44 protein-coding genes are annotated in these 23,918 nt (G+C 40.7%); 35 read left to right on the top strand and 9 right to left on the bottom strand.

Features of this window, described 5'->3' with window-relative positions:
* Positions 1-47: 47 nt before the first annotated feature.
* The 3 genes from A8708_RS11965 to A8708_RS11955 all read right to left on the bottom strand — a co-directional run bounded on the left by A8708_RS11965 (position 48) and on the right by A8708_RS11955 (position 3,306).
* Positions 48-1,658, bottom strand: a complete 1,611-nt coding sequence (locus A8708_RS11965; RefSeq protein ID WP_068663697.1) for an AraC family transcriptional regulator — start codon at positions 1,656-1,658, stop codon at positions 48-50.
* Positions 1,659-1,802: 144 nt separating this feature from the next.
* Entirely contained in the window at positions 1,803-2,210 is a 408-nt protein-coding gene (locus tag A8708_RS11960; RefSeq protein WP_068663696.1) for a hypothetical protein, read from the bottom strand.
* Positions 2,211-2,628: 418 nt separating this feature from the next.
* Positions 2,629-3,306 (bottom strand): hypothetical protein, encoded by a 678-nt coding sequence (locus tag A8708_RS11955; protein WP_204787521.1) that lies wholly within the window; start codon positions 3,304-3,306, stop codon positions 2,629-2,631.
* Positions 3,307-3,436: 130 nt separating this feature from the next.
* On the opposite strand from A8708_RS11955, the gene A8708_RS11950 reads away from it, so the two are divergent.
* The 6 genes from A8708_RS11950 (at position 3,437) to A8708_RS11925 (ending at position 8,973) form a co-directional block, all read left to right on the top strand.
* Entirely contained in the window at positions 3,437-3,709 is a 273-nt protein-coding gene (locus A8708_RS11950; RefSeq protein WP_068663694.1) for a hypothetical protein, read from the top strand.
* A gap of 198 nt (positions 3,710-3,907) precedes the next feature.
* Positions 3,908-5,071 carry a YhgE/Pip domain-containing protein gene (locus A8708_RS11945; RefSeq protein WP_068663693.1) on the top strand — a complete coding sequence of 388 codons (1,164 nt, stop codon included), beginning with the start codon at positions 3,908-3,910 and terminating at the stop codon, positions 5,069-5,071.
* A gap of 25 nt (positions 5,072-5,096) precedes the next feature.
* Entirely contained in the window at positions 5,097-5,693 is a 597-nt protein-coding gene (locus tag A8708_RS11940; RefSeq protein WP_068663692.1) for a TetR family transcriptional regulator, read from the top strand.
* Between the two features lie 195 nt (positions 5,694-5,888).
* On the top strand, positions 5,889-6,596 hold the full coding sequence (locus A8708_RS11935; RefSeq protein WP_068663691.1) for a CpaB family protein: 708 nt from the start codon (positions 5,889-5,891) through the stop codon (positions 6,594-6,596).
* Positions 6,597-6,629: 33 nt separating this feature from the next.
* Positions 6,630-7,865, top strand: coding sequence for a hypothetical protein (locus A8708_RS11930; RefSeq protein WP_082927439.1), 1,236 nt, complete (start codon positions 6,630-6,632; stop codon positions 7,863-7,865).
* 22 nt (positions 7,866-7,887) lie between these two features.
* A complete protein-coding gene (locus A8708_RS11925; protein WP_068663690.1) occupies positions 7,888-8,973 on the top strand; it encodes an ATPase, T2SS/T4P/T4SS family in 1,086 nt (361 codons plus the stop codon).
* Positions 8,974-8,983: 10 nt separating this feature from the next.
* On the opposite strand, the gene A8708_RS11920 is transcribed toward A8708_RS11925, so the two are convergent.
* Together A8708_RS11920 and A8708_RS11915 are read right to left on the bottom strand one after the other, a co-directional pair.
* On the bottom strand, positions 8,984-10,432 hold the full coding sequence (locus A8708_RS11920) for a recombinase family protein (RefSeq protein WP_068663689.1): 1,449 nt from the start codon (positions 10,430-10,432) through the stop codon (positions 8,984-8,986).
* 30 nt (positions 10,433-10,462) lie between these two features.
* Complete coding sequence (locus A8708_RS11915; protein WP_068663688.1) at positions 10,463-11,227, bottom strand: stalk domain-containing protein; 765 nt, start codon at positions 11,225-11,227, stop codon at positions 10,463-10,465.
* Between the two features lie 110 nt (positions 11,228-11,337).
* On the opposite strand from A8708_RS11915, the gene A8708_RS11910 reads away from it, so the two are divergent.
* Positions 11,338-11,604: a LytTR family transcriptional regulator DNA-binding domain-containing protein gene (locus tag A8708_RS11910; protein ID WP_068663687.1), complete on the top strand. Its 267-nt coding sequence runs from the start codon at positions 11,338-11,340 to the stop codon at positions 11,602-11,604.
* 286 nt (positions 11,605-11,890) lie between these two features.
* On the opposite strand, the gene A8708_RS36800 is transcribed toward A8708_RS11910, so the two are convergent.
* The 3 genes from A8708_RS36800 to A8708_RS36795 all read right to left on the bottom strand — a co-directional run bounded on the left by A8708_RS36800 (position 11,891) and on the right by A8708_RS36795 (position 13,191).
* A complete protein-coding gene (locus tag A8708_RS36800) occupies positions 11,891-12,106 on the bottom strand; it encodes a helix-turn-helix transcriptional regulator (protein WP_068663686.1) in 216 nt (71 codons plus the stop codon).
* Positions 12,107-12,309: 203 nt separating this feature from the next.
* Complete coding sequence (locus A8708_RS11900) at positions 12,310-12,810, bottom strand: hypothetical protein (RefSeq protein WP_068663685.1); 501 nt, start codon at positions 12,808-12,810, stop codon at positions 12,310-12,312.
* A gap of 42 nt (positions 12,811-12,852) precedes the next feature.
* Positions 12,853-13,191: a helix-turn-helix domain-containing protein gene (locus A8708_RS36795; protein ID WP_068663684.1), complete on the bottom strand. Its 339-nt coding sequence runs from the start codon at positions 13,189-13,191 to the stop codon at positions 12,853-12,855.
* A gap of 153 nt (positions 13,192-13,344) precedes the next feature.
* Between A8708_RS36795 and A8708_RS11890 the strand changes: the two genes are divergently transcribed.
* The 21 genes from A8708_RS11890 to A8708_RS11805 all read left to right on the top strand — a co-directional run bounded on the left by A8708_RS11890 (position 13,345) and on the right by A8708_RS11805 (position 21,193).
* A complete protein-coding gene (locus A8708_RS11890) occupies positions 13,345-13,578 on the top strand; it encodes a helix-turn-helix domain-containing protein (protein WP_082927437.1) in 234 nt (77 codons plus the stop codon).
* 14 nt (positions 13,579-13,592) lie between these two features.
* Positions 13,593-14,300, top strand: a complete 708-nt coding sequence (locus A8708_RS11885; protein WP_068663683.1) for an ORF6N domain-containing protein — start codon at positions 13,593-13,595, stop codon at positions 14,298-14,300.
* 18 nt (positions 14,301-14,318) lie between these two features.
* A complete protein-coding gene (locus A8708_RS11880; RefSeq protein ID WP_204787520.1) occupies positions 14,319-14,660 on the top strand; it encodes a hypothetical protein in 342 nt (113 codons plus the stop codon).
* Between the two features lie 23 nt (positions 14,661-14,683).
* Positions 14,684-14,815, top strand: coding sequence for a hypothetical protein (locus A8708_RS36790; RefSeq protein ID WP_275667885.1), 132 nt, complete (start codon positions 14,684-14,686; stop codon positions 14,813-14,815).
* A gap of 85 nt (positions 14,816-14,900) precedes the next feature.
* Positions 14,901-15,500 (top strand): pentapeptide repeat-containing protein, encoded by a 600-nt coding sequence (locus A8708_RS36085; RefSeq protein WP_068663681.1) that lies wholly within the window; start codon positions 14,901-14,903, stop codon positions 15,498-15,500.
* Positions 15,497-15,682, top strand: coding sequence for a hypothetical protein (locus A8708_RS11870; RefSeq protein WP_068663680.1), 186 nt, complete (start codon positions 15,497-15,499; stop codon positions 15,680-15,682). The genes A8708_RS36085 and A8708_RS11870 overlap by 4 nt, the downstream gene beginning before the upstream one ends.
* Before the next feature lie 117 nt (positions 15,683-15,799).
* Positions 15,800-15,988 (top strand): hypothetical protein, encoded by a 189-nt coding sequence (locus A8708_RS11865; protein ID WP_157264718.1) that lies wholly within the window; start codon positions 15,800-15,802, stop codon positions 15,986-15,988.
* A 144-nt stretch (positions 15,989-16,132) separates the two neighbouring features.
* Positions 16,133-16,324 (top strand): hypothetical protein, encoded by a 192-nt coding sequence (locus A8708_RS35405; RefSeq protein ID WP_157264716.1) that lies wholly within the window; start codon positions 16,133-16,135, stop codon positions 16,322-16,324.
* 39 nt (positions 16,325-16,363) lie between these two features.
* Positions 16,364-17,254 (top strand): hypothetical protein, encoded by an 891-nt coding sequence (locus A8708_RS11855; protein ID WP_068663677.1) that lies wholly within the window; start codon positions 16,364-16,366, stop codon positions 17,252-17,254.
* Positions 17,220-18,008 carry a PD-(D/E)XK nuclease-like domain-containing protein gene (locus tag A8708_RS11850; RefSeq protein WP_068663676.1) on the top strand — a complete coding sequence of 263 codons (789 nt, stop codon included), beginning with the start codon at positions 17,220-17,222 and terminating at the stop codon, positions 18,006-18,008. Before A8708_RS11855 ends, A8708_RS11850 begins: the two co-directional genes overlap by 35 nt.
* Positions 18,009-18,041: 33 nt before the next feature.
* On the top strand, positions 18,042-18,287 hold the full coding sequence (locus tag A8708_RS11845) for a hypothetical protein (RefSeq protein ID WP_068663675.1): 246 nt from the start codon (positions 18,042-18,044) through the stop codon (positions 18,285-18,287).
* A gap of 98 nt (positions 18,288-18,385) precedes the next feature.
* Positions 18,386-18,559, top strand: a complete 174-nt coding sequence (locus A8708_RS35400; RefSeq protein WP_157264714.1) for a hypothetical protein — start codon at positions 18,386-18,388, stop codon at positions 18,557-18,559.
* A gap of 274 nt (positions 18,560-18,833) precedes the next feature.
* A complete protein-coding gene (locus A8708_RS11835; protein ID WP_068663673.1) occupies positions 18,834-19,058 on the top strand; it encodes a hypothetical protein in 225 nt (74 codons plus the stop codon).
* Between the two features lie 18 nt (positions 19,059-19,076).
* On the top strand, positions 19,077-19,211 hold the full coding sequence (locus tag A8708_RS36785; RefSeq protein WP_275667884.1) for a hypothetical protein: 135 nt from the start codon (positions 19,077-19,079) through the stop codon (positions 19,209-19,211).
* 16 nt (positions 19,212-19,227) lie between these two features.
* Entirely contained in the window at positions 19,228-19,380 is a 153-nt protein-coding gene (locus A8708_RS35395) for a hypothetical protein (protein ID WP_157264712.1), read from the top strand.
* A 208-nt stretch (positions 19,381-19,588) separates the two neighbouring features.
* Positions 19,589-19,846 (top strand): hypothetical protein, encoded by a 258-nt coding sequence (locus A8708_RS11825; protein ID WP_068663671.1) that lies wholly within the window; start codon positions 19,589-19,591, stop codon positions 19,844-19,846.
* Between the two features lie 25 nt (positions 19,847-19,871).
* Entirely contained in the window at positions 19,872-20,078 is a 207-nt protein-coding gene (locus A8708_RS11820) for a hypothetical protein (RefSeq protein WP_068663670.1), read from the top strand.
* 13 nt (positions 20,079-20,091) lie between these two features.
* Positions 20,092-20,283 carry a hypothetical protein gene (locus A8708_RS35390; RefSeq protein ID WP_204787519.1) on the top strand — a complete coding sequence of 64 codons (192 nt, stop codon included), beginning with the start codon at positions 20,092-20,094 and terminating at the stop codon, positions 20,281-20,283.
* Between the two features lie 111 nt (positions 20,284-20,394).
* The gene (locus tag A8708_RS11815) at positions 20,395-20,622 is read left to right on the top strand and encodes a hypothetical protein (protein WP_068663669.1); all 228 of its coding nucleotides are present in this window, start codon (positions 20,395-20,397) and stop codon (positions 20,620-20,622) included.
* Positions 20,619-21,017: a BC1872 family protein gene (locus tag A8708_RS11810; RefSeq protein WP_068663668.1), complete on the top strand. Its 399-nt coding sequence runs from the start codon at positions 20,619-20,621 to the stop codon at positions 21,015-21,017. The genes A8708_RS11815 and A8708_RS11810 overlap by 4 nt, the downstream gene beginning before the upstream one ends.
* Complete coding sequence (locus tag A8708_RS11805) at positions 21,014-21,193, top strand: hypothetical protein (protein WP_068663667.1); 180 nt, start codon at positions 21,014-21,016, stop codon at positions 21,191-21,193. Before A8708_RS11810 ends, A8708_RS11805 begins: the two co-directional genes overlap by 4 nt.
* Here the strand turns inward: A8708_RS11805 and A8708_RS35385 are convergent, their stop codons facing one another.
* Positions 21,194-21,352, bottom strand: a complete 159-nt coding sequence (locus A8708_RS35385) for an Arc family DNA-binding protein (protein WP_157264708.1) — start codon at positions 21,350-21,352, stop codon at positions 21,194-21,196.
* A 118-nt stretch (positions 21,353-21,470) separates the two neighbouring features.
* Between A8708_RS35385 and A8708_RS35380 the strand changes: the two genes are divergently transcribed.
* From A8708_RS35380 to A8708_RS35375, 7 genes are read left to right on the top strand one after another with little or no spacing between them, the layout of a single operon-like run.
* Entirely contained in the window at positions 21,471-21,623 is a 153-nt protein-coding gene (locus tag A8708_RS35380) for a ribbon-helix-helix domain-containing protein (RefSeq protein WP_157264706.1), read from the top strand.
* 11 nt (positions 21,624-21,634) lie between these two features.
* On the top strand, positions 21,635-22,453 hold the full coding sequence (locus tag A8708_RS11800) for a hypothetical protein (protein ID WP_068663666.1): 819 nt from the start codon (positions 21,635-21,637) through the stop codon (positions 22,451-22,453).
* Complete coding sequence (locus tag A8708_RS11795; protein WP_068663665.1) at positions 22,431-22,955, top strand: replicative helicase loader/inhibitor; 525 nt, start codon at positions 22,431-22,433, stop codon at positions 22,953-22,955. Before A8708_RS11800 ends, A8708_RS11795 begins: the two co-directional genes overlap by 23 nt.
* Before the next feature lie 32 nt (positions 22,956-22,987).
* A complete protein-coding gene (locus A8708_RS11790) occupies positions 22,988-23,173 on the top strand; it encodes a hypothetical protein (protein WP_068663664.1) in 186 nt (61 codons plus the stop codon).
* 9 nt (positions 23,174-23,182) lie between these two features.
* Entirely contained in the window at positions 23,183-23,479 is a 297-nt protein-coding gene (locus tag A8708_RS11785) for a hypothetical protein (protein ID WP_068663663.1), read from the top strand.
* Positions 23,476-23,670 carry a hypothetical protein gene (locus tag A8708_RS11780; protein ID WP_068663662.1) on the top strand — a complete coding sequence of 65 codons (195 nt, stop codon included), beginning with the start codon at positions 23,476-23,478 and terminating at the stop codon, positions 23,668-23,670. Before A8708_RS11785 ends, A8708_RS11780 begins: the two co-directional genes overlap by 4 nt.
* Positions 23,667-23,843 (top strand): hypothetical protein, encoded by a 177-nt coding sequence (locus A8708_RS35375; RefSeq protein WP_157264704.1) that lies wholly within the window; start codon positions 23,667-23,669, stop codon positions 23,841-23,843. Before A8708_RS11780 ends, A8708_RS35375 begins: the two co-directional genes overlap by 4 nt.
* The last annotated feature ends 75 nt before the right edge of the window (positions 23,844-23,918 follow it).

Here is a 23,918-nt window from a genome sequence, read left to right as displayed (position 1 = left end):
ACGAGCTCAATGGACTATCTCACTATGTTCCCTTGAACTATTTCACCTTATTCGATCTGTAAGTGCTCCGCGATCTGATTCATGGCCCATAATCGCCCTGTTGGCCCTAGCGTTTTGAAGAGCAAATCACTTGCATCGTAAACTTGATTTTTTCGCACCGCATCCAAAGCTAACCATTCCTCGGATACCAGAAGCTGCTGCAATCGCTGTCTAGCGCTCTCCGTAGGATCGATCATTAAGAAAATATGATTGGGGTTAAACAGCTTTAATTCGGATAGTTGAAAATCGATCGCCCATTCCGTCCGTGGGAACTCGGCTGGAAGCATCAGACCAAGATCATGATGGAGCAGCGTTCCAGTCTGATTCAGCATGCCATAAATACGATAGAAATCAGAGCTAACTCGGATATAATACGCCGTTTGAGAACCCCATTTGGCTGTGATTTTATGTTGAAGCCAATTTTTGCGTTCAGCATACGTATCCTTCCAGGAAACCGCCTGTGATTCTTTCCCCAATATCCCAGCTAAATAGGTCAACAGTTGTTCATAATCATTCGAATGCCTCAACACGATCGTTGGTGCTATATGTTTCAGGGTATCGTCCATTTCCAAACGGTCGCTTGTCAGAATAAAATCGGGCTTGGTTTGAATCAGCTTATCATAATTCAGCCTAATGCTTTCGAGATGGGTGGTTTCCTGATGAATAGATTCAAACGAAGGAACAGGATAACTTTGGGATACCCGATATTGGTAGGACAGCACAGCAACAGGATGAAGACCAAGTGTCATGAGATAATCATCAAGGCCATAGTACAGCGCGGCAATTCGACGATTCTGGTCTTTCATATAAATAGTAGGAGCGACGCCAGCCTCTTTTTTAAAAGCTCTGCTGAAATAGTGCTCGTCTTTATAGCCGACTTGTTGAGCGACCTCTTTGATTTTCACTGGAGAGAAGAGCAATTGTTTCGCTAACCGGATGCGCTGTTGCAAGAAATATTCCGTCGGTGTCATGTTCATGAGATGCTTAAAGGTTCTTGTAAAATGATTGATACTATAGCCTGCAATTTGGGCTAACTGACCGATTTTGAGTTCTTTTGTATAGTTCTCGTTAATAAATGCGAGTGCATATTCCATGCCGATTGGCGTCTCGGGTTCGTTCTCTGGCGAACTGTTGCCCATCATGAGTTTAGTAAGTAAGATGTGCAATTGATATTTCACATCGAGCTTCTCGTGACTAGGGCGGTTCTTGCTCGACGCTAGGATACGTTCAATGATTTCTTTGATAGCGTGATCTTGAGCGGATAGTGGATGCTTTCCGCTGATTGGGAAGTAGGGATGCTCCATTCGCCATTCCTTACGATGTTTTTTGATAAGCAAGCAAGAGAAGAAGATAACGGAATAATGAATCGGAGTATGCCCCTGGGACATGCCCTCGACAATCATCCCAGGCAATAGAATGAATAAATCGCCTTCCCTTGCTATATGGGTATCCTCGTTGATGGAGAGCACACCTGACCCTTTCGTTATTAGGCAGATGGCGTATCTATGAAGAATTCTTTTACTCAAAATGTGGTCATCATGGTTGTTAGGGCTGCTATGTATTCGGATCGATGAAACAAATAAATTAGCAAGCAACTCGGTTGAATTCCAATCGCTCATGACATTATCCTTTCTTGCACTATACGTATTCGGGGGGCGGGGAGGAGGGTATCTGCTACTTAATTGTAAGCTTTACACCTAGGCATTAACCTAGGTTTTTTCTGAAATGATTAGGTGAAAGGCTGTAAACTTTTTTGAAGGTCCTCATAAAATGAGTATTATTTTCAAAATAGATTCATCCGAAGAGGTAAGTAGTTCAATGGTTTTATTTAATTTTATAGTTTTGATGATATCTAGAAAAGTTTGGCCAGAGGTTTCTTTAATGAGCTTGCTTAAATATGATTCGGTGAAGTGATGTACGTGATAATTCTCTTTATTAATACGATGTTTAAAAATGGGTGTAAATCTTTTATGTTTTAAAATGAAAATGTCTGTACGATCGCTTGATGAAAAATAGTCTTCTTCTTTGATTTCCTTTATTAGACCCATGTCCAAATTATCCGTTAAAACTTGAAACGTATTGCGATTCTTTTTGGCATCGTAATACTTACAAAATAGTATCTCGTCTTCCGAATATACTTTAAGCATGCTGTCCAATTCAACTTGATTCATTGTACGTAGCCTTCAGGAAAGTCAGCTGTTAAGCAAAAGGCTTTAAAAAGAATAACTATACCATATAAAAAGTGCATAAAATGTTAACTTTTTAAGGTGAATGAGGTTAGTGATTTTATTCATAGATTTCAGTATCATATAGATTAAGAAGAACCCGGTATTTGCCTTGACATTTATTTCAAATGAGAAGAACATGAAGCAAACTGCTGAAGGGGTAATGGGGCTTACGCATATGTAGATGGCATACTCGTTGATGCCGCGTTACTTTGGAATGAGCAAGCTATCGAGAATAATATATGTCCTCATTGTTCATCAATTAATTTTAGCGAGAGAAAGACTAGTTAATCTTACATAGCTAAAAAGCCAAGCGTTAGGGGATACCTTCTCCCTATGCTTGGCTTTTTGGGATTATCTTTTCTTAGTTAGCATTGACTGTATAATACAAAGCCCAGTGGAGATTTAAAGTAACACCGTTACCTTCATTGTGATATGACATTGAATTAGCAATCATCATAGCTCCTAAGCTTTCAATTAAAGCAATGACAGATGTTACCTGCCCACCTGGTATAAGAGCAGCTATCCCGGCTGCTGCTGCACCAAGTGCCGCTGTTTGTTGTAATGCATAAATAAATGACTTAGTATCAGCATCATCAAAAGTGAAAGCCCAGCCCCACCAGTAGGAATTGCCATATGTGTAATTAGTATGCATTTCGTCGTCAATTGTGCCTTTAGAGAATTGCGTTGTTCCTTGTATATTGTTAAGAGCAATAATTTTCCCGTCTTGAATTACGGCTTGTCCATTTAAGATTTCGGCATTAATTTTTTCAACACCATTTGCATAAAGATTGTAGGTTTCTTGGTCTATAACAGAAAGTGCTTGACTATTTATATGCATATAACCATCTTGTCCAAAACTAACATATGAGTTCATTTTAGTGATAGAAGCTGCTACTTTTTCTAAATCTTGTTTGTCTACCGAGACTACTTGAAAGTGTTGCTGATCTTCTTGGGGTGTAGTTACTTGTGCCGCCGATGCTGAAAGTCCAAAACTAGCAACTAAACAGAATACCATAAAAATTGTAAAGATTCTTTTCAAAATTTCCATCTCCTCCATTGGTATAATATACAACATTTGTAAATATAGTATGAATGATGGAAATTTACAAGCAAAAATTACCAAATTATGATAAAATTAATATAAACGAATTAGATAAGGAGATGGTTTAATGTTTACAGTTGCATTTTCGGTTACTATTCTATTTATCTTAGTTATATCAGTTGTCGTTGGAATTGGAATTTTAATAGTGTCAAAAAAAACAAAAAAGCCCATTAACGTTCAACTTTGGCTAGGAGGAATTATAGGAATAGGTATATCAATTTACCTATGTTTTATGCATTTTTATCGCGATAATAGCCTGCAATTTGCTCTGTATCCATTAGTTGTATCAGCAATTCTTTTTTCTAGATTATTAATAAATAAAAAAAAAAATAATAATTAATACCAAGTCTAATAACCAAACAGGTTCCAAACGACTAAATCAATACAACAAGCAGACAACTAATTCCTTTCACCCCTAAAAGCGCAGCGACCCGGAAGATGTTGATGTTGTTTGTAAAGAGTTGACAAAAAAACATTCCTCCCGTATTATTTAAACATTCGTTTTAAATGATTGTTTAATTATAAGGAGTGGTCAAAAATGGGATCGTCAATAGCGGCTTTTTTGAAGCCTGCAACAACTAAAGTAGGGATTATTACAGCGATTACGTTTCAGTTGCTGTTTAGCATCATTTGGATGACTGGGTATTCGGGCGTTTCGGATAATACGAAGAATTTGAAGATTGCAATCGTGAATGAAGATGGAGCTATGGGTGGCAAAATTGTTCAAAACCTGCAGGGCAATCTCCCTTTCCAAACGGAAGTTATCGCTTCCAACGAGGAAGCACAGAACAAGCTAAACTCGCGTGAAGTGCAGATGGTTATGCACATTTCACCTGATTTCTCGAAGAAGCTTCAAACACCAGGGCAGACAGCACCGATCTCTTACACGGTTAATGAGTCGAACCCGTCCATGACGAAGTCGATCATGCAAGCTGTAGCAAACAACATTACGGCAACAGTCAATAAAGAGGCCGTAGCGGCAGGGGCATCGGCTGTCCTGACACAGATGAACCCACAGCTTCCGGCTGAGCAAGCAACTCAGATTGCACAGGGGTTAGCGAGTAAAGTAAGTTCAGACATCCAAAGTACCAATAAAGTAAAGGATATGCCGAATCAAATGCTGCCGATGATGCTCGTACTCGCTTCGATTGTTGGTACGATGATTATGGGAATGAACTTCAGCGTTTCAACCAATCTCCTAGGTGCTTCTCTGTCCAAAACGCAAAAATTAGCTGCACGCATCGGAATTACGGTGATTGCTGCGATCGTAGTTGGACTCATCAGTGCTGTTATGGTTGTGTCATTGGGTGGGCATGTAGAAAAAGGATTTGTTGTGCTTTGGGGTTTTGAATCCCTGTTCTTATTGACGTTCGCCTTGGTTGCTCAAATGTTTTTGACATTGTTTGGGAACGCAGGTATGCTATTTAACATTGCTATGTTATCTCTGCAGTTGGTTTCTTCAGGTGCGATTGTGCCGAGAGAGCTTCTGTCGGATTTCTATCATTCCATCAGTAACTTCTTCCCAGCAACCTATGCGGTGAATGGGTTGATGAATATATTGTTCGGTGGACCTGGCGTTGGCAGCGAAGTTGGCTTCTTGTTTGTGATTGCCGCGGCAGCGCTTGTTATTGATATATTTGTTGTGTTTGTGAAGAAAGCGAAGATAGCTCCAGCAGTTGGTCGTGTCCAAACAAACGCTTAACTTTAAAAATAGGAGGACGCTAGGCATGGTTCATCAAGAGTCAGACAAGTCAGACATGAAAATGAAAATTCTATTGGCTGCCAAAAAGTTGTTTGCACAGCATGGTTATGAAGCGACTAGCGTTCGTCAAATATGCGAGGAGGCCGGGGCCAATGTGGCTCTGGTTTCCTATTATTTTGGTGGGAAAGAGAGCGTTTTCCATGAGATATTCAAGCAGTTTTTTCCTGCTATTAAATTAACGGAGTTTTATGAAGTGGAAGATCCACTTGCTGGCATCCAACAGGTGATTAGAGAAGTTGTCAAAATTCGAAACGAAGATCCGCAGCTGATTAGCCTGATTCAAATGGAGATTATCACCATTACCCCACGTGTCGACAAAATGAGGGAGCTTGTTTTTCCGCTCTGGAGAAAGGTTCGCGATTTATTGGACAAGGGAAGGCATGAGGGGCTCTACGTGTTTGAATCGCTGGACAGTACGCTTATGTTCGTGTTGGGAGCGATGTTTTTTTACAAGCAACGAGAGTTCTTCGAACCGATGTTTACAGAGGAACGTCCAGACATGGAGATGTTGATAGGGCAAACGACGGCATTCATCATGCGTGCCCTAGGGTATAACGAATAGAGAAGGCGTTTACATGTGTGAAACCCAGTTATTTGTAAAAAGATGTTGAAATTTGGAAGTTGATGTGATAGTTTTAATATATTGTTTCGAACTTATGTTGATATAGTTTGATTTGCGAAGAACGCAAATTTCGGAGAATTCTCCGAGGTTTGCGTTTTTTGTTGTATACGTACAGGTAAGGAAGGAGGTGATCGATTGAAGCGCAGGAGAAGCCTGCTAATTAGCGTGGTTGCTGCATTGCTGGCTGGATTGCTCGTATACGGGGTGTATGTGTTGCAAGTGAATCAGGTCGAGCTGCAGCAGACGGTTCAGGTTGTGGTACCGAAGGATTTTATACGAGCGGGACAGTTTATTCATGACGATATGGTCGAGTTCAAGGCGATTCAGATAGGTAGTTATACAGCGAATATGTTGACGCAACTGACAGATGTTGTTGGCCAGGAATCCATGATTCCTTTAGGCACAGGGGAGCCCATTCTGAAGTGGAAGCTGAATCGTTATCATCTTCTTCCGAATGAGCAACAGGCAACTTTTCAAATTCCCAAAGAATATCTACTTACCGTTTCGAATGGGATTCGTGCGGGCGATCAGGTTCGTATTTACGTGTCTGGGAGCGATGGCAGCTCACGCAGGTTGTTCCATGACAAGGAAATTACGGTGGCATCCGTGAAGTCATCCGCGAATGTGGAGGTCGACAACCCGAAGAATTCTAACTTGCTATCCAAAGCCCAAGGAGATGAACAGAAGATGTATACCTCCAGACTGGAAGCCAATGGTGCAATCGATCAGATTAATTTGAATTTAACAGAAACCGAATGGCTGCAGATTGATCAATTATGCTCAGCGAAGAAGGCAAAGCTGGTCATTGCTTTTAGTTCAACGTCGATTCAAGTTCAAGAGTAGAATGTATTCTGGTAAAAAGAGAGGTGAAACCGAGTGCAAATCGGGTTGGTGTCGACAGATCAGCGATTAATAGATGAGTTAACGAATGTTGTGTATGCCAAACCTTTTGGGTGGCGAATATTTGCGAGGGCGAATGATTTACAGCCTAAATTAGTGGAGGAGGCTTACACCCATGTCATTCTTTCGGATCGGCAGCTGCCCTATGGCGAGTTGGAGGAGCTTCTTGAAGGCATGCAGGGGCAAGAACCCACAACGAAAATTATTGTGATGCTATCGAATTATCACGATGCGTCCATTAACGAGAAGTATGTGAAAATGTGCAAGCTGATGAAACTGGATTATATCCTCCCAGGACGCAGTACGGCAGTGATAGCTGACGAAATACGTGCCTGGGTTGATGGGTCAAACGGCGATCAATCCAATCAGGCGCTTTCTGGTAAATTAATTACTTTCGTTGGTTCTACCCCGAATATTGGTACAACGTTGGCATCGTTTGGAGTGGCTTGTACGCTAGCGATGGAAACCTCCAAGAAAATAGGCTATTTATGTTTGAATCTCAAAAGCTCAAAGCTTCATCGGTATTTGGGGCGTGAAGATCACCTTTTTACATTAGATGGCTTGAGAGCGGAACTGAAAGCACAAAGCTTAACGCCAGAAAGGTTGCTCCATGTGTGTGATAAGCCAAAAGAGGCACATGGCCTACATGTTCTTTATGGCAATATGCTGCGTGAGCAGGCGGAATTCTTCACGCCATCGGAAATTATCCATTTACTGCGTGTTGCGCGGGGTGCTTTTGACATCTGCATCATCGAAGTTAATGCATATTGGGATAATGCGGCGACGGTTAGCGGACTGCTGGAAGCAGATAGCAAAATCGTTGTCACGACAGGAGATATTGCCCATTTTCAGGAGGATTTCTCGAGATGGATTAGGCAGGTTGGATCTGTATTTGGGCTACAGCCGGATGCATTCGAGCTAATGGCTGTGCAAACGGATCGGCATGCGAAGCAAAGCGAGTTCACAATCAAAGATATCCGCAAAGAAACGCAGCTTCACTTGATTGGGCATGTCAGTCGGCACGGTGATGCGCTTGCGCGTTGCAACCAAGGCAAGCTGATGGAATTGTTGAGTGTGACTCATCCCATGCATCATGAGGTGAAGGCAGTAGCGCGGAAGTTTGCAGATTTCTACAAGTTACCCATGAAGCCGAGTGTACGGCAAGAGACATGGTTCCAGAAACTCATCGCCGGTAAACGCGCGGTTAGTTAAATTAGGATCAGGAGGTGAAGGAGTGAGTGGAAAAAGGTTCTCGATGATTACCTACATGCATGAACGTAGGACTGAAGAGTCTGTGGTTGGAGGGGGGCGCTTCCCGACATTACAAGCAGGGGGAGCTATTGATTCAGGCGATAGAACGGTCGAACGGACGAACGAATTACGTGCGAACGGAAGCGGCCAAGATCAAGGTGGAGCCGGAGAGGATGCTATCTTTCAGCAATGGGTGCAGGAGATTCGCAGTGAGTTGGTGGCCTTGAAAGGCCGATCAGAGACAGAGAAACAACTGTATAACGAGACGCTGAATCGGGCAATTCTGGGTTATGAAGAGGATCGAGGCAAGCTTCTCGCTATTATTCATGACCTCGTGTCGAAAAGGAGACTTTCGGATATCCCGCCTCGGACTAGTGGGTATACGACGTTGCCTGAAGCGATTTTTGCCGAAATTATCGGCCTGAATGTTCTTGAACTTGTGCTCAAACAGAAGGAGGGGTTGGAGGAGATTCAGGTTGTGGGGAGGCAGATATTTGAAGTGCGTGGAGGAAAGGCGATACCCTCACCTTATGAGCTTCCATCCATTCGAGAATTAGAGCGAATTCAACAAAATTTAGTGTTGTTTAACCACGATACCCTCAATCCAAGAAAGCGTTGGGCAGAGGTTGTTCTGCAAGATGGTTCGCGTGTGACGATGACGGGCTTCGGATTTACAGCAGAGCCTACCTTAACGATAAGGTTTTACACGGTCAAAAGATTTGATTTAACCTTGCTCGTCTCCCCAGAACTGGCCACGATGGATTCCCGTATGGAAGTATTACTCCGTTGTTTCATCCACACGTATTTCAATATGGTCGTCATTGGACCGACAAATTCAGGGAAAACCAATTTAATTAAAGCGATTATTGCCGAAATGGACGATAACGAACGAATTATCACGATTGAATCGCGATTCGAGTTGAATTTAAAGCGAGATTTTCCTCATAAGAATATCGTCGAATACGAAATTGACGAGGAAGATCCGAGACATTCGGGTTTGCAGGCTTTTAAGCTGGCATTGAGGCAGTCTCCGAAACGCATATGTCACGCAGAAAAGCGTATACAATAGTAAGACGCTTTTACTTGAGAATCCATGATGATATTACAACCTCGAAGTCGTTGTTTTTACCAGGTCTAGGACTTGTTGTATCTGTATGAAGGATGATTGATTCGAATAACTCCTGGAGAAACATCTTTTTCGCATAATGATCCTCTAGTTCTTCCCACACATTTTGGACTAACACAAGTTGTTCGATGATTTCTTCTTTGGAGTATACTTTTCTATTGGATTGAGGTATCTCGTTCAATTGTTTTTTCAAGTCCAATTCTCTACGTTTGTCATCATCTGTGTGAGCCTTCAATTCCTCCAATGTTATCGCGTCATTTGCAAAAGCGATTTGCCACTTACGTTTTCTATTTGCAATGGCAGTTAGTTCTCTTTCAATAGCATCTGCATCTGACTTCTTTTCTTTGTTTTGTGGAGGCATGACAATTTTCTTGATAAGCTCTCTTTTAGGTATGCGCAAAGACTTCAAGAAAGCTCTATCAACGCTCTTTTCAGATATTGGAGGCATATCACATTTACCGTAAGAAACTCGTCCAGAACAACGATAGAACCTTCTTGTAGCGCCCTTCTGTTTACGTGATGCACCAACCATCGCATATCCACATCTACTGCATTTCATTACGCCTGTGAATGGAAAATCCGACGTAGCTGCTCTACCTTGTTTCGCACGAACGCCGCGGATACTTTGGACTCGGTTAAACTCTTCCTCAGATATGATCGGTTCATGCTTACGCTTCTCCGGATGTCTAACATCCTCGTTGCCAGTTAATTTTCCGTCTTTTCTATAATTCCAGCGGATCATTCCACAGTAGATTGGGTTAGATAGAATATAGTAAATTGTACGAGCATTCATAGTGATACCTTCCGAACTAAGTATCTGCTGCATCTTGTATATGCCGTTATTATCTGTGTACATAGCAAATAACCGCTTCACAAACTCCGCTCTCTCCGGATTAACTACAAGTGATCCATCCACTAAATCGTATCCCATAGGAGCTACTGCTCCGTTTCGTTCACCGCTAATGTGCTTTTGCTCCATACCAACATAGACACGTTCTGCAATGACCTCTCGTTCCCATTGCGCGAATATACCGAGCATCCCCATCATAGCTCTACCCATTGGTGTAGTCGTGTCAAATTGCTCCTGAGCAGAACGGAATCCACATTTATATTTCTCGAATTCATCAAGGAGCGCATATAAATCTTTAACAGATCGTGTGAATCGATCTAATTTATGAACAAGAACAACGTCAATTTTCTTTTGTTTAACATCATTAATAAGTCTCTGTAAGTCAGGTCTATTTGTGTCCTTAGCTGAAAATCCTTCATCTACATAGTAATCAACAATATCCCACTCCTGGGAGTGAGTGTAGGCCGTTAAGCGGTCTTTTTGTGCTGCTATGGAGTAACCGTCTCTGCTTTGCTCCTCCGTGGAAACTCTTAAATATAGTGCAGCTCTCATGTTGTTCCTCCTTATAAAGAAAAGCCCTTTTCAGGGCTTATTAATTATCATTAAAATATATTTGTCATATCCGTTGGAGCTAGACAACCAAGATTGATTAGCAATGGTAAATCCAGAGGAAGAGTAACTTTGATAATCCTTGAAATTACTGCTAGTCCCAGATAAGTCTCTATATTCCCGAGAATTTTTCCAATCCATTATACTTTTATTTGCCTTTTTATAGTTTTCAATTGAATTATAGTTCATTGCTATATTGTTACTCAAGTCATTTAAATCAATTCCACCTAGGTCTTTTAAAGATTCATTAAATTTATTAGATAAATAATTATAATTATCGATGATATCAGATAAGGCTTTTATAATGTCATTGTTTGTATATGCTCCAGAATATCCGTCGCTGTTTCCATTGAAATATAAACTCAATGTTTGGCTATGATCTTTTAATCTTTGGGATAAATCCTGATTTAATTTATATAAATTAGCTGTTTTAATTATTTTTTTATACACGAGCATGTCTAAGTTGTCCGAATTACTTAGTATAGGTATTTTAACGTCTACACTATATGTATTCGGATCCCAAGTAACTGAAGCACCTAAATTACGTAATGCTGCTATTGGAACGACTGTATTGCCATCATAGATCATAGCTGGAACTTCACCAGTATCCACTATAGCCCCGTTAGACTTCAATTTAACAATCGGATTCCCCTTGAAATCCCCATTCAAACTCGATGCACTTACCCCTGTCGCAAAGATCATTAATGCCGCGACCAATAAAATAATTTTCTTTTTCATATTCGTTCCCCTTAAATTCCCGCATCGGATGCGGTATTTGCTAAAAACGTTGTATGTCCTGTATATATCTACACCTCATTGGGCAAGTACTAAATGAGGTGATTATTGTAGTGGATAAAAACCATATCCTATACATCCAGGTAGTAGACCGTCGGATTGTCATACATACAGATGATGAGGCTTATATCGGATCTTTAACGCAGCAACTTGAGATCCTTTTAAAAAATTATGGATTCGAGCGTGCAGATTCCAACAAATTTGTACAAATGAGTAGAATATTGTTGAAAGATAAGAAAATGAGGCGAGTGTATTTTGATGCCGAGCGCACCAAGTTTTGTCCGGTTACGCGGCCTAATATGAAGAAGTTCTTCTGGTGAATTGATGTCATCTTAATAATGTCGAAACTATTGTAAATTGTGTTACACTATTTGCTCATTCTTGCAGGAACTTCGACAACAATCCATTACTTTAGATGTTATATTTGATTCACACACAATGAAAACCGTAGGACTTGCAATCTATTCCATTTATCGCGGTAAAGCGGTATAATGAAAGCACTTGCAAAGAGTTACAAGTAACGACAACCTAGACAAACATATAGGTTGTAATTTTTAACTGAAAACTTAGCTAAGTAGCAAAGTCTGGCATAGGGGAGTAGGAAATCTACTCAGCCTCTAACCATTCGTATAGATCGTCAATGGGGACCTTCAATTCCTTTGCGATCAGCTTAGCGCTTAAAAGCGACATTACCCTAGCATTGTGTGCATACTGAGAAATTGTGGACTCCGACATCCCTACTCGTATGGCTAATTCAACTTGGGTCAATTTCGCTTTTTTTAATAACCTTGGTAAGAGGCATCTCCCTATTCGGAGAGCCATAGTTTCATCCTTTACATATGTACTTTAATTTGACCGTTTTTTGGCAGGACAAGAACATTTGTTCGTGTTATTATGTGTTTAGGAGATGATATGATGGAAAATGAAGACTACTATAATATTGAAGAAGTCAAAGAATTCATCACTAAATTAAATGATGAACAGTTACAGGAAGCAATTCTTTACCTTGAACAAGTAATTTCTTCTTAAAAATCAATGTAATTTTCTTTTTCATTCTGAGTTTCTTGATACATCCCAATCCGACCATAGTAATAAGCAATACTAATAAATATTGTTAGTAATCCGACTGTAATAATTGATACAATTCCAAACCCGAACCACATAAGAATAAAATTAATAAAACTTGTCCAAAAGAAAACGCCTATAAATGCTGAGTTATAACCAAGTATTGAAAACGACCATATCAAACCTAGACAGAAGTAAATCCAGTAGTTTCCGTTAAATTCATTTACAAATCTGGCACAAACAATTAAAACCAAAATCGAATTAGATAAACCTATGATAACATTTTTGATAATAACAACTGTTAGAAATAACTTTGGCTTTCTAGTCATAGCTCGTTCAAAACTTTCTTCTTTGAACCCAAATAACGGGAATATTATTATACCCTCGAACAAACCAGCTAGCATTCTAAATATATAACCCAAGAAAGCGCTAGTAAAAACAAAACCAACAAAAGTCCACATAAAATACCCCTCTGTGATTTCCCCATCGGATGGAGTGTTTTTTTATTTTTCTCCGGCTAAGCCCTTTAGTACCTCGAATGCAGCTTTCTTCTTTTCTTTGTCCGTTATTTTATTGAACAACTCCAACGCATACTTCTGTTCTTTCTCCATTTCAGTATCTTTAAATGACTTTTCCAATGTAACGACTCCGTTTGTTAAATAATCGATAGAAACCTCGTAAATCTTTGATAATTCAGACAAAGTACTGGTGTCGGGATCCCGATAATTTCTCTCATATCCAGACAATGTACCATTTGATATTCCTAATTTTTCGGCTACTTGGACTTGAGTTAGTCGTTTTTTCTCTCTTGCTTCTTTTAAACGCGATCCTAAAGTATCCACGGAAATCCTCCTTTGTATCTTTAATATACCAGTATTAAGCGTTACGAATAACACATTAAGCAAAAAGCGTAAAATAATTCTTGACTAAGCGAAACGCTTAGTTTATATTGAGTTTATAAATAAGCGAAACGCTTAATTAAGGAGGTGAATGAGATGAACATAGTTATACAAAATATTGAGACTGTTCGTAAAAGCAAAGGTGTAACTAAAACGCACATCGCTAAGCATTGCGGTAAAACTTCCTCTTGGTATGGGGATATATCACATGGTAAAAAGCGATTAAGTGTTGATGACCTGATTCTTGTGGCTGACGCACTTAACGAAAATCCTAGCATTTTTTTTGCATCAAAACTAAGCGTAACGCTTAAATCAAATAAATCGGCATAGGAGATGAATATTAAATGGGAGCAATGAAAATTATCGAAAAGAATAATGAAAGAGTTTTGACAACAGCACAACTAGCAGAAGTATATGGAACTGATTACAAATCAATTAGCAAAAATTTCAATCGCAATAAACAAAGATATCAAGAAGGTAAACATTATTTCCTTTTACAAGGAGAAGAAAGACAGGAGTTCATGTTGGACTATCGCCAAAATGACGACAGTTTAAAACACGCAAAACACATATTTCTATGGACTGCAAAAGGTGCACTATTGCACGCAAAATCACTAGGTACGGATGAAGCGTGGAATGCATACGAGCAACTTGTGGATGACTATTTCAATAAAGTCGAGCAGCTCCAAAGAATGAACGTGCCAACTCAACTACCAACAACAATTGAAGATATCTTAATTACGGCATTGACAAATATGAAAGAAATGAAATTCGAGAATCAAGAGTTAAAGAAAGCTGTTAACCAACTTGCACTTGTAGTTGATAACGAAGTAATTCTTACCAAACATCAAAAATCAGAAATCCAACAAGCGGTTAATCGCCGTCAAGGTGAACTAAACCGCGAAGGATACGCAAGTGCTCATTTCCAAGGCATTTATACAACCCTTAAAACTCACTTCAATGTACCTGGTTACGCTGAAATCAAGCGTTCTGACTTCGATAAAGCAATGAAAATTATATCCGGATGGTATCCGAAGAAAGCAGAGGAATAAAACATGTCAATTATTACAATGCAACAAACGGAAATTCATGAAATTGAGAAATTATTTAGAATTTTACAAAATCACCGCGTTCATTGCAGTTTGGAATTAAAAGTCGAAGAAGAATCCGATCCATTACTTTCCATTGTTCGTGCATCGGTGAGTGTGGATTACTTTCAAGGAATAGATGAAAATTTTCTTCTAGTAGAACTGAACAACGGTACTGACTTCTCTTTTAGTGAAAGCAAGTCGACGTTCCATAAATACGTGAGCGATTGCCAGTTTGACATATGTATCAGTAGTGATAAATTTTCCGCTTTTTTTAGTAGCGGCGAACTATCTGAACAAGCTGTATTAGAAGCAAGAGATTAACACTTCTATAAGGAGGACATCCCATGAACAACAACCAACTAAAACAACCATCCATCAACAAATTTTCAGAAGCCTACAACAAATATATCGTGCCGGCTTATATCAACCAGATCAGTAAAAAGTCTGCACCAGTAGCTAATAAGCAAGGAGCCTAACACATTCCTAACAATTAAGCACCTAAAGTAATATAGCACACTGGAACATTATAGTAATCAGAAATCAAAACTAAGGAGTACTCATATGAAAACTTATACAGCTGAACAGTTAAAAGAACTACTGGACTTACACCGCAAGTGGTTACGTGATGATGAAGGTGGTCAATGTGCCAACCTGAGCTATGCCAACCTAAGCTATGCCAACCTGAGCGATGCCAACCTGAGCGATGCCAACCTGAGCTATGCCAACCTGAGCGATGCCAACCTGAGCGATGCCAACCTGAGCGATGCCAACCTGAGCTATGCCAACCTGAGCTATGCCAACCTGAGCGGTGCCAACCTGAGCGGTGCCAACCTGAGACGTGCCAAGGAAGATGTACTAAAAATAATCTCAATTACACCAAATGAAATACCTGGACTACTTGATGCTTTGAAAAATGGGAGAGTTGACGGATCGGTATACGAGGGAGAATGCGCTTGTTTGGTCGGCACTATCGCAAATGTACGTAAATGCAACTATACAGAACTTAAAGGCATTGAACCAGATTCAAGGCGACCAGCTGAACGTTTATTCCTAGCTATCAAACGTGGCGATACACCTGAAAATAATCCAATCAGTAAGTTGGTAGTTGAGTGGATTGAAGAGTGGCAAGCGGAGAATGACGAGGAGGTAGTTGCGGTATGACACTTCACAAATTCACCTGCACCGAATGTGATGGAGATGCGAAGCCATTCTATACAAGCTTCGAGCCAGCATTTGACGACTCATTTTGTCCTTGCTGCGGTAAAGATGCAACGGTTAAATATCATGGGCCAGTGGTCTTAAAGGAGCCTAAGTTATATGAGCCAATCAGCAGAACAGCCTAAAGTCACCTTCACTTGCAAGTCCTGCGGTAAAACAATGACCATACAAAAGAACATCCATGATTCGCACTATGAAGGACACACTACATGTTTATCATGCCGAAAGGAAGAGGATATGAAATGACAGACTACATCGCTCAAACGTCTGACAATCGCAATATCTCCTACTTAGACGATGAAGAAGCAAGCGTATGGCGCCGGGCTAAAGCAGCAGGCATGAGAGTTATCCGAGTGATAACACTGAAACAATGGCAATTAGAACTGTTGAATGCGGAGTCACATACTGCGGTAGAGGAGAGGATTGCATGAGTAAATTCCTGAGCCCTCAGTGGCTGAAAGACTTTTACCATTTCGAATCAACTGACGAACTCCAACGAAATTTTGTTTTCTCTAACAGCCCTGCTGAAAAGCACATGTTGGAGACAGAAATTAAGCGGCGGGAGGCTGAGGCGAATGAGCAAAATATACCAAGCATACAAGGAAGTACGTTATCGCCCGGGGCTTGAGCGAATTAAGACAATGTGCCGAAAGGTTATGCTGGATCGCGTTTCGGACGTGGACAAGCAGGCGTTATTGAAGAAACAGAAAGAACGACAAAAAGCCGCTGCGTCAACAGTGGCCCGTGAAATTCAACGACTAAGTTAAGTTTCTGCTGCCATTATAACATAAAACGGAGGTTTTGACATGGAATCAGTGATGGATTTTGGTTCATATATGCCGCAAGTTAAGCAAGAAAAGTCAGTCGTGACTGAAATGATGGTAGGAAGACAGGCGCAAGAAGTACAGATGGCAATGTTCGTTGCAAAACAGTTTCCTCGGGATGAGTTCACGGCATTCAATAAAATCATGAAAGCGTGCGAACGTAAGATTCTGGCGGAACAAGCATGTTATGAATTTCCACGCGGTGGTCAAAAAGTTACTGGTCCATCCATTAGATTGGCTGAAGTAGTCGCTCAAAACTGGGGGAATATTGATTTTGGAGTGATCGAGTTGGAACAGAAAGCAGGAGTTTCCAAGGCTATGTCTTACGCCTGGGACCTCGAAACCAATGTTCGTCAGTCCAAAATATTCGATGTGCGACATGAGCGTAAAGCAAAAGGGTCAATAAGTAAGTTAGATGATCCGCGTGATATTTACGAATTAGTAGCTAACAACGGCGCTCGTAGATTACGTGCCTGCATCCTTGGGGTCATACCTGGTGATGTAATTGATGCGGCTGTAGAAAAGTGCAAACAAACGATGGCTAGTGGTAATAAAGAACCTATTGGTGATCGAATCAGGACAATGATTGTAATGTTTGAGAAAGATCATCAAGTGAACCAGTCAATGCTTGAAAAGTTTATTGGTTGTAAGGCTGACGCATTCAGTGAACAAGACCTTGTAAGACTCAGAAACGTGTATAAGACGCTTCGAGATGGCATGGGTAAACGAGAGGATTACTTCGAGATTAAAGCGTCTCAGAAGGCCTCTACAGATCCCACACATTCAAGTGTGATCGATGGGTTTGATGAATACCTGAAAAAACAGGAGGAGGCAAAAAATGCTGACCCTAACCAATCAGAATTACCACTCTGAGGAAGCCAATAAACAGTACATGAGCAATAGCCAGTATAAGGACTTCTTAGCTTGCGAGGCCATGGCTATGGCTAAGATCAATGGATGGAGTGAGTCAGCACCAGGAGTGTTCGGTGTTGGCTCCTACGTCCACGCAGCATTCGAGGGAACTTTAGAAGAGTACAAGCTTGAGAATGCAGATGTTATCTATAACGCCAAAGGTAAGCCGTACGCAGACTATGAAAAAGCGGATCAGATGATTGGAGTAATTAAGTCAGACCCGTTCTGCATGTTCATTCTGCAAGGGCAAAAGGAAGTAATAATGACCGCCGGATTCGCTGGCGCAGTTTGGAAGATCAAGCAGGACTCATACAATCCAGATAAATCAATTTTCGCAGATATTAAAACAGTTAAAAGCATTCGGGACAAATATTGGGACAACGACCGCGGTTATGTCTCATTCGTCGAAGCTTACAAATACGATACGCAGATGGCTATATATGCTGAGATCGAGAAGAGATGGGCAAAGCGTCAGAACTGGTTGAAACCGCTTATCGTAGCCGTGTCCAAAGAGGACATCCCAGACAAAGAAGTGATCGGATTCGATGACAACGACATTGAACGAGAGCTAGGAGTTATTGCTTCAAACATGCCTCGTATCATGTCAGTCAAAACGGGAATGGAAGAGCCGAACAGATGCGAGAAGTGTCGTTTCTGTCGGGAGTCGAAGCAGCTGAAGGGGATCACGCATTATTTAGATCTATTAGTAGTTTGAACAATTCAGATTGAGACTATTGGAGGATGCGAAATGAAGAAAGTTACTTTAGAAGTTGAAGAGATTTTGAAATATACGAGAGAAATTGAAATTCACGTACCGGATGACATGTCAGAAGATGTGCTGGAAATATTGATGAACCGGATGGAGAGTAAAGAATCTTTGGATGATGCGCTGCGTGTTCTAAAAAAAGCTGATATCAAAATAAGTGAATATGACGACAGTTTAGATTCACCTGACAGTATGGAAGTAGAAGTATTGCAGTTCATTATGGATTAACGGCGCTAGCGCCATCGAAACGACCGAAATACTTAGCGATAGCGGGGGCCGAGGGTGGGCCTCCGTAATGTGAAGAATGAATAGGCGGTGTACATGAGATGGACGGAAATAAATTTACTTCAGAATTGGAAAAAGCAATTGCGACTGTAGTTCAAGCTTTCATCAAAGCTCATGGCGAGAACATAGAGAAAGTGAATATCGAATCTTATTATGATCGGGGAACAATTCGCATTAAGGTGATCGAGAAGAAAAAGTCCAAAGTATCAAAATGAATAAATTGTCCGTGGGGTGAGCGTATGTATATCAAAACATCTGGCAAGGTAGTAACACATATACAGTTCGGAGAATCGTTACAATCCTTATGTGGCGTAAAGTTTGATGATGATTTTAGAACATTAAGGCATAAAGAAGTTATTGGGGGCAGGTTGTGCAAGAAATGTGAATCTTCGCAATGGACATTGGATTCCTATAACCAACTTAATCCTGTTAAGGATTTGAAAAAGTCCGAGGCAACATATTGAATAAATTTATCCATGGGGGTGTCATATGAAATATAGGGTAAGGACACCTAAAAAACTTAAAAATCTAATAGAGGTTCACGCTGATCTAGCAGGTGATATAGCAAATTACATGCACCCACATCCTCAAGGATATTGCATTGCGGCGCTTATGAAAGCCCTCAAAGTCGTAACAGAAAACACCAGATGCGAAGCTGAAGCTTTGGCTTTAATAGAAACGTGCGAACAATATTTAAACGACGGAACAAAATGAATACGAGGTGTCCGTTAAATGGCTATATTCGGAATCGTAATGGCTGTAATTGGATTAGCGATGGTTGCGGGTATGAATGAAGATTACAAACCGAGAAAGCAACCTTTGTTAATCCGCTTGATTGATTGGCTAGAAAAACACGAAACAAAATGAATAGGAAGTGTTCATAGTGAAACATGCTCCGACTATCTTAAAAGAGGTTGAAAAACGTATAGCAGAGTATGAAATGTTTGCTTATGACACTTCTGCAAAAATTGCAATTTTGGAACTAAAGAGCCTAAAAGATTTCATCCTAAATGAAGGGGCGAACTCAAAAATATGAAACCAAAATATCTATATTTCCCTATTCGATTCAAGTGGCGCACAAAGAAACAAACGGGTCTTGTGAATCGTTGGTTTACTACTCATGGGTGGCAGATTTTCGGTGATTTATTCGGATGGACGTTGAGTATTGGCGCTCTAAAGATTTGCTTCGGTTGGACTCGTGACGAAGTATCAAAATGAATACTGAAATACATGAGGTGAAAATAATGGCAGGACGTTTGAAATTTGAAATGTGGCGTTACGAATCAAAGCCAGGAGAATTTAATGGATTTAAGAGTCGGTTCACCGATGGCAATGGTAAATACACAGAGTCATGGTGGAGCAATCCAAGCAGGTCAATTGATCACGCACATCATGCATATATCGCGGACCGGCACCGGAATGTTAAAAGTGGTAGACATTCGGACTTTATCAAGCAGCGATACAAACTGGAAATGTCTCGTCTGCGAGACGGACAGGACTGAATATCGAAGATCATGAGGTGAACAAATGGAAGATCTGATTAAAAAACTTCGTGAATTACATCAGATGATGATGTTCACGGTCGATGAAACTTGGTGCATCCAGCTTTTTGAATTGAATGTAGCTGCCAACGATATGATCGATTGTATTTATGAAAGTGGATCAAAGAATCTTTATAACGAGTTATCGGATGCTTTGGAATGGGCCGAAGATCGGGTACGTCAGAGTAATTAAGCAACGGAAATTCATGAATACTGAGATACCTAAGGGAAGGATGATGAACGTGGATGTAATCGAGTTGATGGAAATTAAAAAATTGGCAATGCAATACGCTGATCCAGTAAGAGGGAAAATGTTGGCATTGGTAACGCAGGTTGAACTATTAACAGCGGAAAACGATTTGTTACAACGGAAAGTGAAGTCTTTGGAAGCGAATTAATGAACACAAGATTTATATGCATAAGGAGGTCCCTATGACCATCTGGATAGACCGAATACGCTACTTGCCGCACGTCATATCATACGGTTGGAGTAAGTTTAGGAGGAGACTATGAGCAACGATAACTACGCATTCATATCCAGCATCGGGTCACAAGAGATTTACATCGGAACTAATGATCAAATTGGCGAAATAGCCGAAGTGTTGGACAAGGATCCGGAAGTTTTATATGACTACACATTCAACATAAGCAAGGAATTTGCGATTGAACTAAAAGAAATTAGTGCAAGGCAGCATCCGAACTATAAAGTCATTGAGCTACTGGAGGCGAAGGCATGAGAGGGTTAACGCGTGAAGAAATATTGGCGATGGAGCCAGGCAGAGAGTTGGATGCGCTTGTGGCTGAGAAAGTAATGAACTTGTGCGTGTTGGACAGTGTTCAGCAGTATGGCGATGGATGTGTTGTTTCTGATGAGGGTTTTGAGTCATGGATGCAACACATGGAGTTTGGACGAGTAGACGATCCTGATTTACTCGAACCGTATTCGACCGACATATCAGCAGCATGGGAAGTAGTCGAGAAGATGCACGAAAAAGGTTATGCAATGCAACTTATGCATAACGGACAATACTTCGTTGCATTTAGTGGTGAAATTTATCGGGAATATATAGCAAAAACTGCGGCTGAAGCAATCTGTCGCTCAGCCCTCGCTGTACTGGAGGCCACGCCATGATAGACGAGCAAACTTTACTACAGTGGATTGAGAAAAAGCGCCACGTGTTCGGCGGACCGTATGATGACAGCGAGAAGGAAGAAGACATACAAAAGTACGAAGGCGCGCTGATGATGCTACGGTTACTGAAACAGGAGATTGCGTGGGGGCATTTTAAGAAGGGAAACGGGGAGTAGTCACTTACTCCCGTCTTTCTTCTCCATATTTTGCTTCAACAGATTATTAATGATCCAACTAAGAGAGCGTTCCTGATCTTCTGCAAGCTTCTCGTAATATTTATACACTTCTGGATCTATGGTCAAGGTAGTGCGAATCTTCTTAAATTGTTGACTCATATAGTATCACCTCATGTCGGATTATATCACACCAAAAATTTTTATCCACAAACATCATATTGTATATACATTAGTATGATAGTATGTGATACAATATAACTATAAGGAGGCGGTTCAAATGAAAGAAACAAAAACAGTGTTAATGCGTGTTGATCGCAAGTTCTTGGATCGTATCGACGAAAAATGGAAAAATGAGAATTTTAAGACTCGCACCGAGTACATCATGTTCCTGATTAGAAATGACGTTTTAGAATCCAGCAAGGCTGTTTAGGTGGTGCTGACATGTCAGAGGCAGTAATACCAGGCGGTTACGTCATGGTAGCTCGTCAAGTAAGAAAATCGTCGTTGTGGTTATCTCTGAAATGTGCGCATCGAATGGTCATGATGGAGATACTTTTGCAAGCTCAGTGGCAGGATGGAGATGTCATTAGAAACGGTGAAATCATTCCCTTAAAGCGCGGGCAAGTGGCAACTTCATATCAACAATTAGTGGATGATATCGCGGATAAAGACGTAACTATAAAAATCGTAAGGACAGCAATAGACAAGATGGAACGTGCTCAATTCTTGGCAAAGGACGAGGCAGTGCAAAAGGCAAAGAAGGGGTTGCTTCTAACCATTGTTAAATATGGGTATTTTCAAGATTCTGATAACTACAAGGGCAGAGTAGAAGGCAATGAAGAGGACAAAGCGAGGGCAGAGCAAGGGCAGAGTGAGGGCAGAGCGAGGGCAATAAATAATAAGGGTAATAAAGAAAAGAAGCCTAATAAGGCTAAAGAAGAAGTAATAAAAGATATTTACGCTCAAAATGTCTCCCTATCAAAAATTGAATATGAAAAGTTGATAGAAAAGTATGGATCGGAAGAAGCGGTAAAATGGGCAATTGAAAAACTCAGCAATTATATATTTTCTAAAGAACCTAAATATAAGTCCCATTACCATGTTCTTACTGGTTGGGTATATGACGAATTCGAGAAAAAAAGATTAACGGTTATAAATGGCGGACAAGCCCAAAGCAAACCGTCATCAGTAAATAAAATTCAAGAATTGTATAGACAAGCTGAGGAGGCTGAAAGACGTGAAGCAAACGGAGGTTATTAAACTTATTGGATTGTGCTCAGTAAATTATCGCAACTGGCCTGAAAAGGATAAAGAGGAACTAACCATTTCGCTATGGTCTAAGATGCTCGCGGATACAGAGTTTTATGTTGCTGAAGCAGCTATCGAAAAATATATCGCCGAATCCGTTTATCCGCCAACGATTGCAGATGTCCGCGCTAGGATCGCCGATATAACTGTGATGCCCGAGAAAACAGCAATTGAGGCATGGGGCGATGTCATGCATGCGATACGGCGATGGGGACACTGGAACATTGAGGAAGCCATGAATTACCTAACAGGAACGACTAAGAAGGTTGTTAAATCCATTGGATTCAGGACACTATGCCTTTCTGAGAATGAAATGGCTGATAGAGCTCACTTCCTGAAGGTATACGATGTACTCGCTAAAAGAGAGCGCGACGATGCCTTAATGTTACAAAGCACCAAGGATGTTATGCAGAGACTTCACGGAGACAGAATGATGTTACAAGACGGAGCTTAAATTGATGCAGGAGAGAAGAGAGGAGATGTACTATGAGCAAATTTGATTTTCTACCAGTAACGGAGCAACAAAAGAAAATGGATGATCCTGCAGTAAAGCAAGCGATTCGGACGTTAAAAGCAAAAGGTGTCACGTTGAAACAGATTGAGGCCGCATTTAAATACTACGAAGGACTGAAGCCAAAACCTGTAGATGATACAGAGTTATTGCCATGGTAGGTGAGATGCATGGAACTTAAAGAAGGCGGTATCTACTCAAACGGTAAAAAGATATGGCGAAAAATACTTAGATTTGATGGTGACCGTGTTGTATTTGCCAAATGTTATCTCACAAATAACCGCGGTATGTACGTTATCGGCGGAGGTACTCACTTAACTACGAAAATTCTTAAATCAAGCTTTAGAAATTGGGTGAGGAACGGTATTGATAATTGGGACAATGTTAATTGCAGCCGATGTTGTGTTGTGCTGACAGGCGATGAGGGAAACTCAACTCAACTTTGTAAGGAGTGTTATGGAATATGACAAGTTACTGGACACCAGAAATCGGACGGAAAAATCAATCACTATTAATAAAAATGATGCGTGATAAACAAAAGAAACCAAAATGCCAGATTTGCAACGATGAAGAATGGGTAGAACAGGGTTCTGGTGCTTTGCTTGGATATGTAGAGTGTATGTGCCAAGAAAACAAAGAAAGTGGTGACGAGAAATGAAAGCTGTTAAATACATTGAATCTGCTATGGAATATGTAAACGGAGATCCAGTGATGGTGAATAAAGAATGGGATGCAATGCTTGAAGGTGTACAGGGTGATGGATCTGCAATTATTTATATTGACACAATTCCATATAGAGTAACTGCAAATAAAATTAAAGGTATATCCTAGGCCGCAGGCCCTTCGAAACGACCGAATCACCTAGCCGAAGGCGGCAGCCGTATAGCGGAATAAACAGACACCATA

It is taken from the genome of Paenibacillus oryzisoli (genome assembly GCF_001653565.1).
In the GTDB taxonomy this organism is placed as follows: Bacteria; Bacillota; Bacilli; order Paenibacillales; family NBRC-103111; genus Paenibacillus_E; species Paenibacillus_E oryzisoli.
Note: the sequence above shows the minus strand (reverse complement) of the source record. Positions and strands in the feature narration are given on the sequence as shown.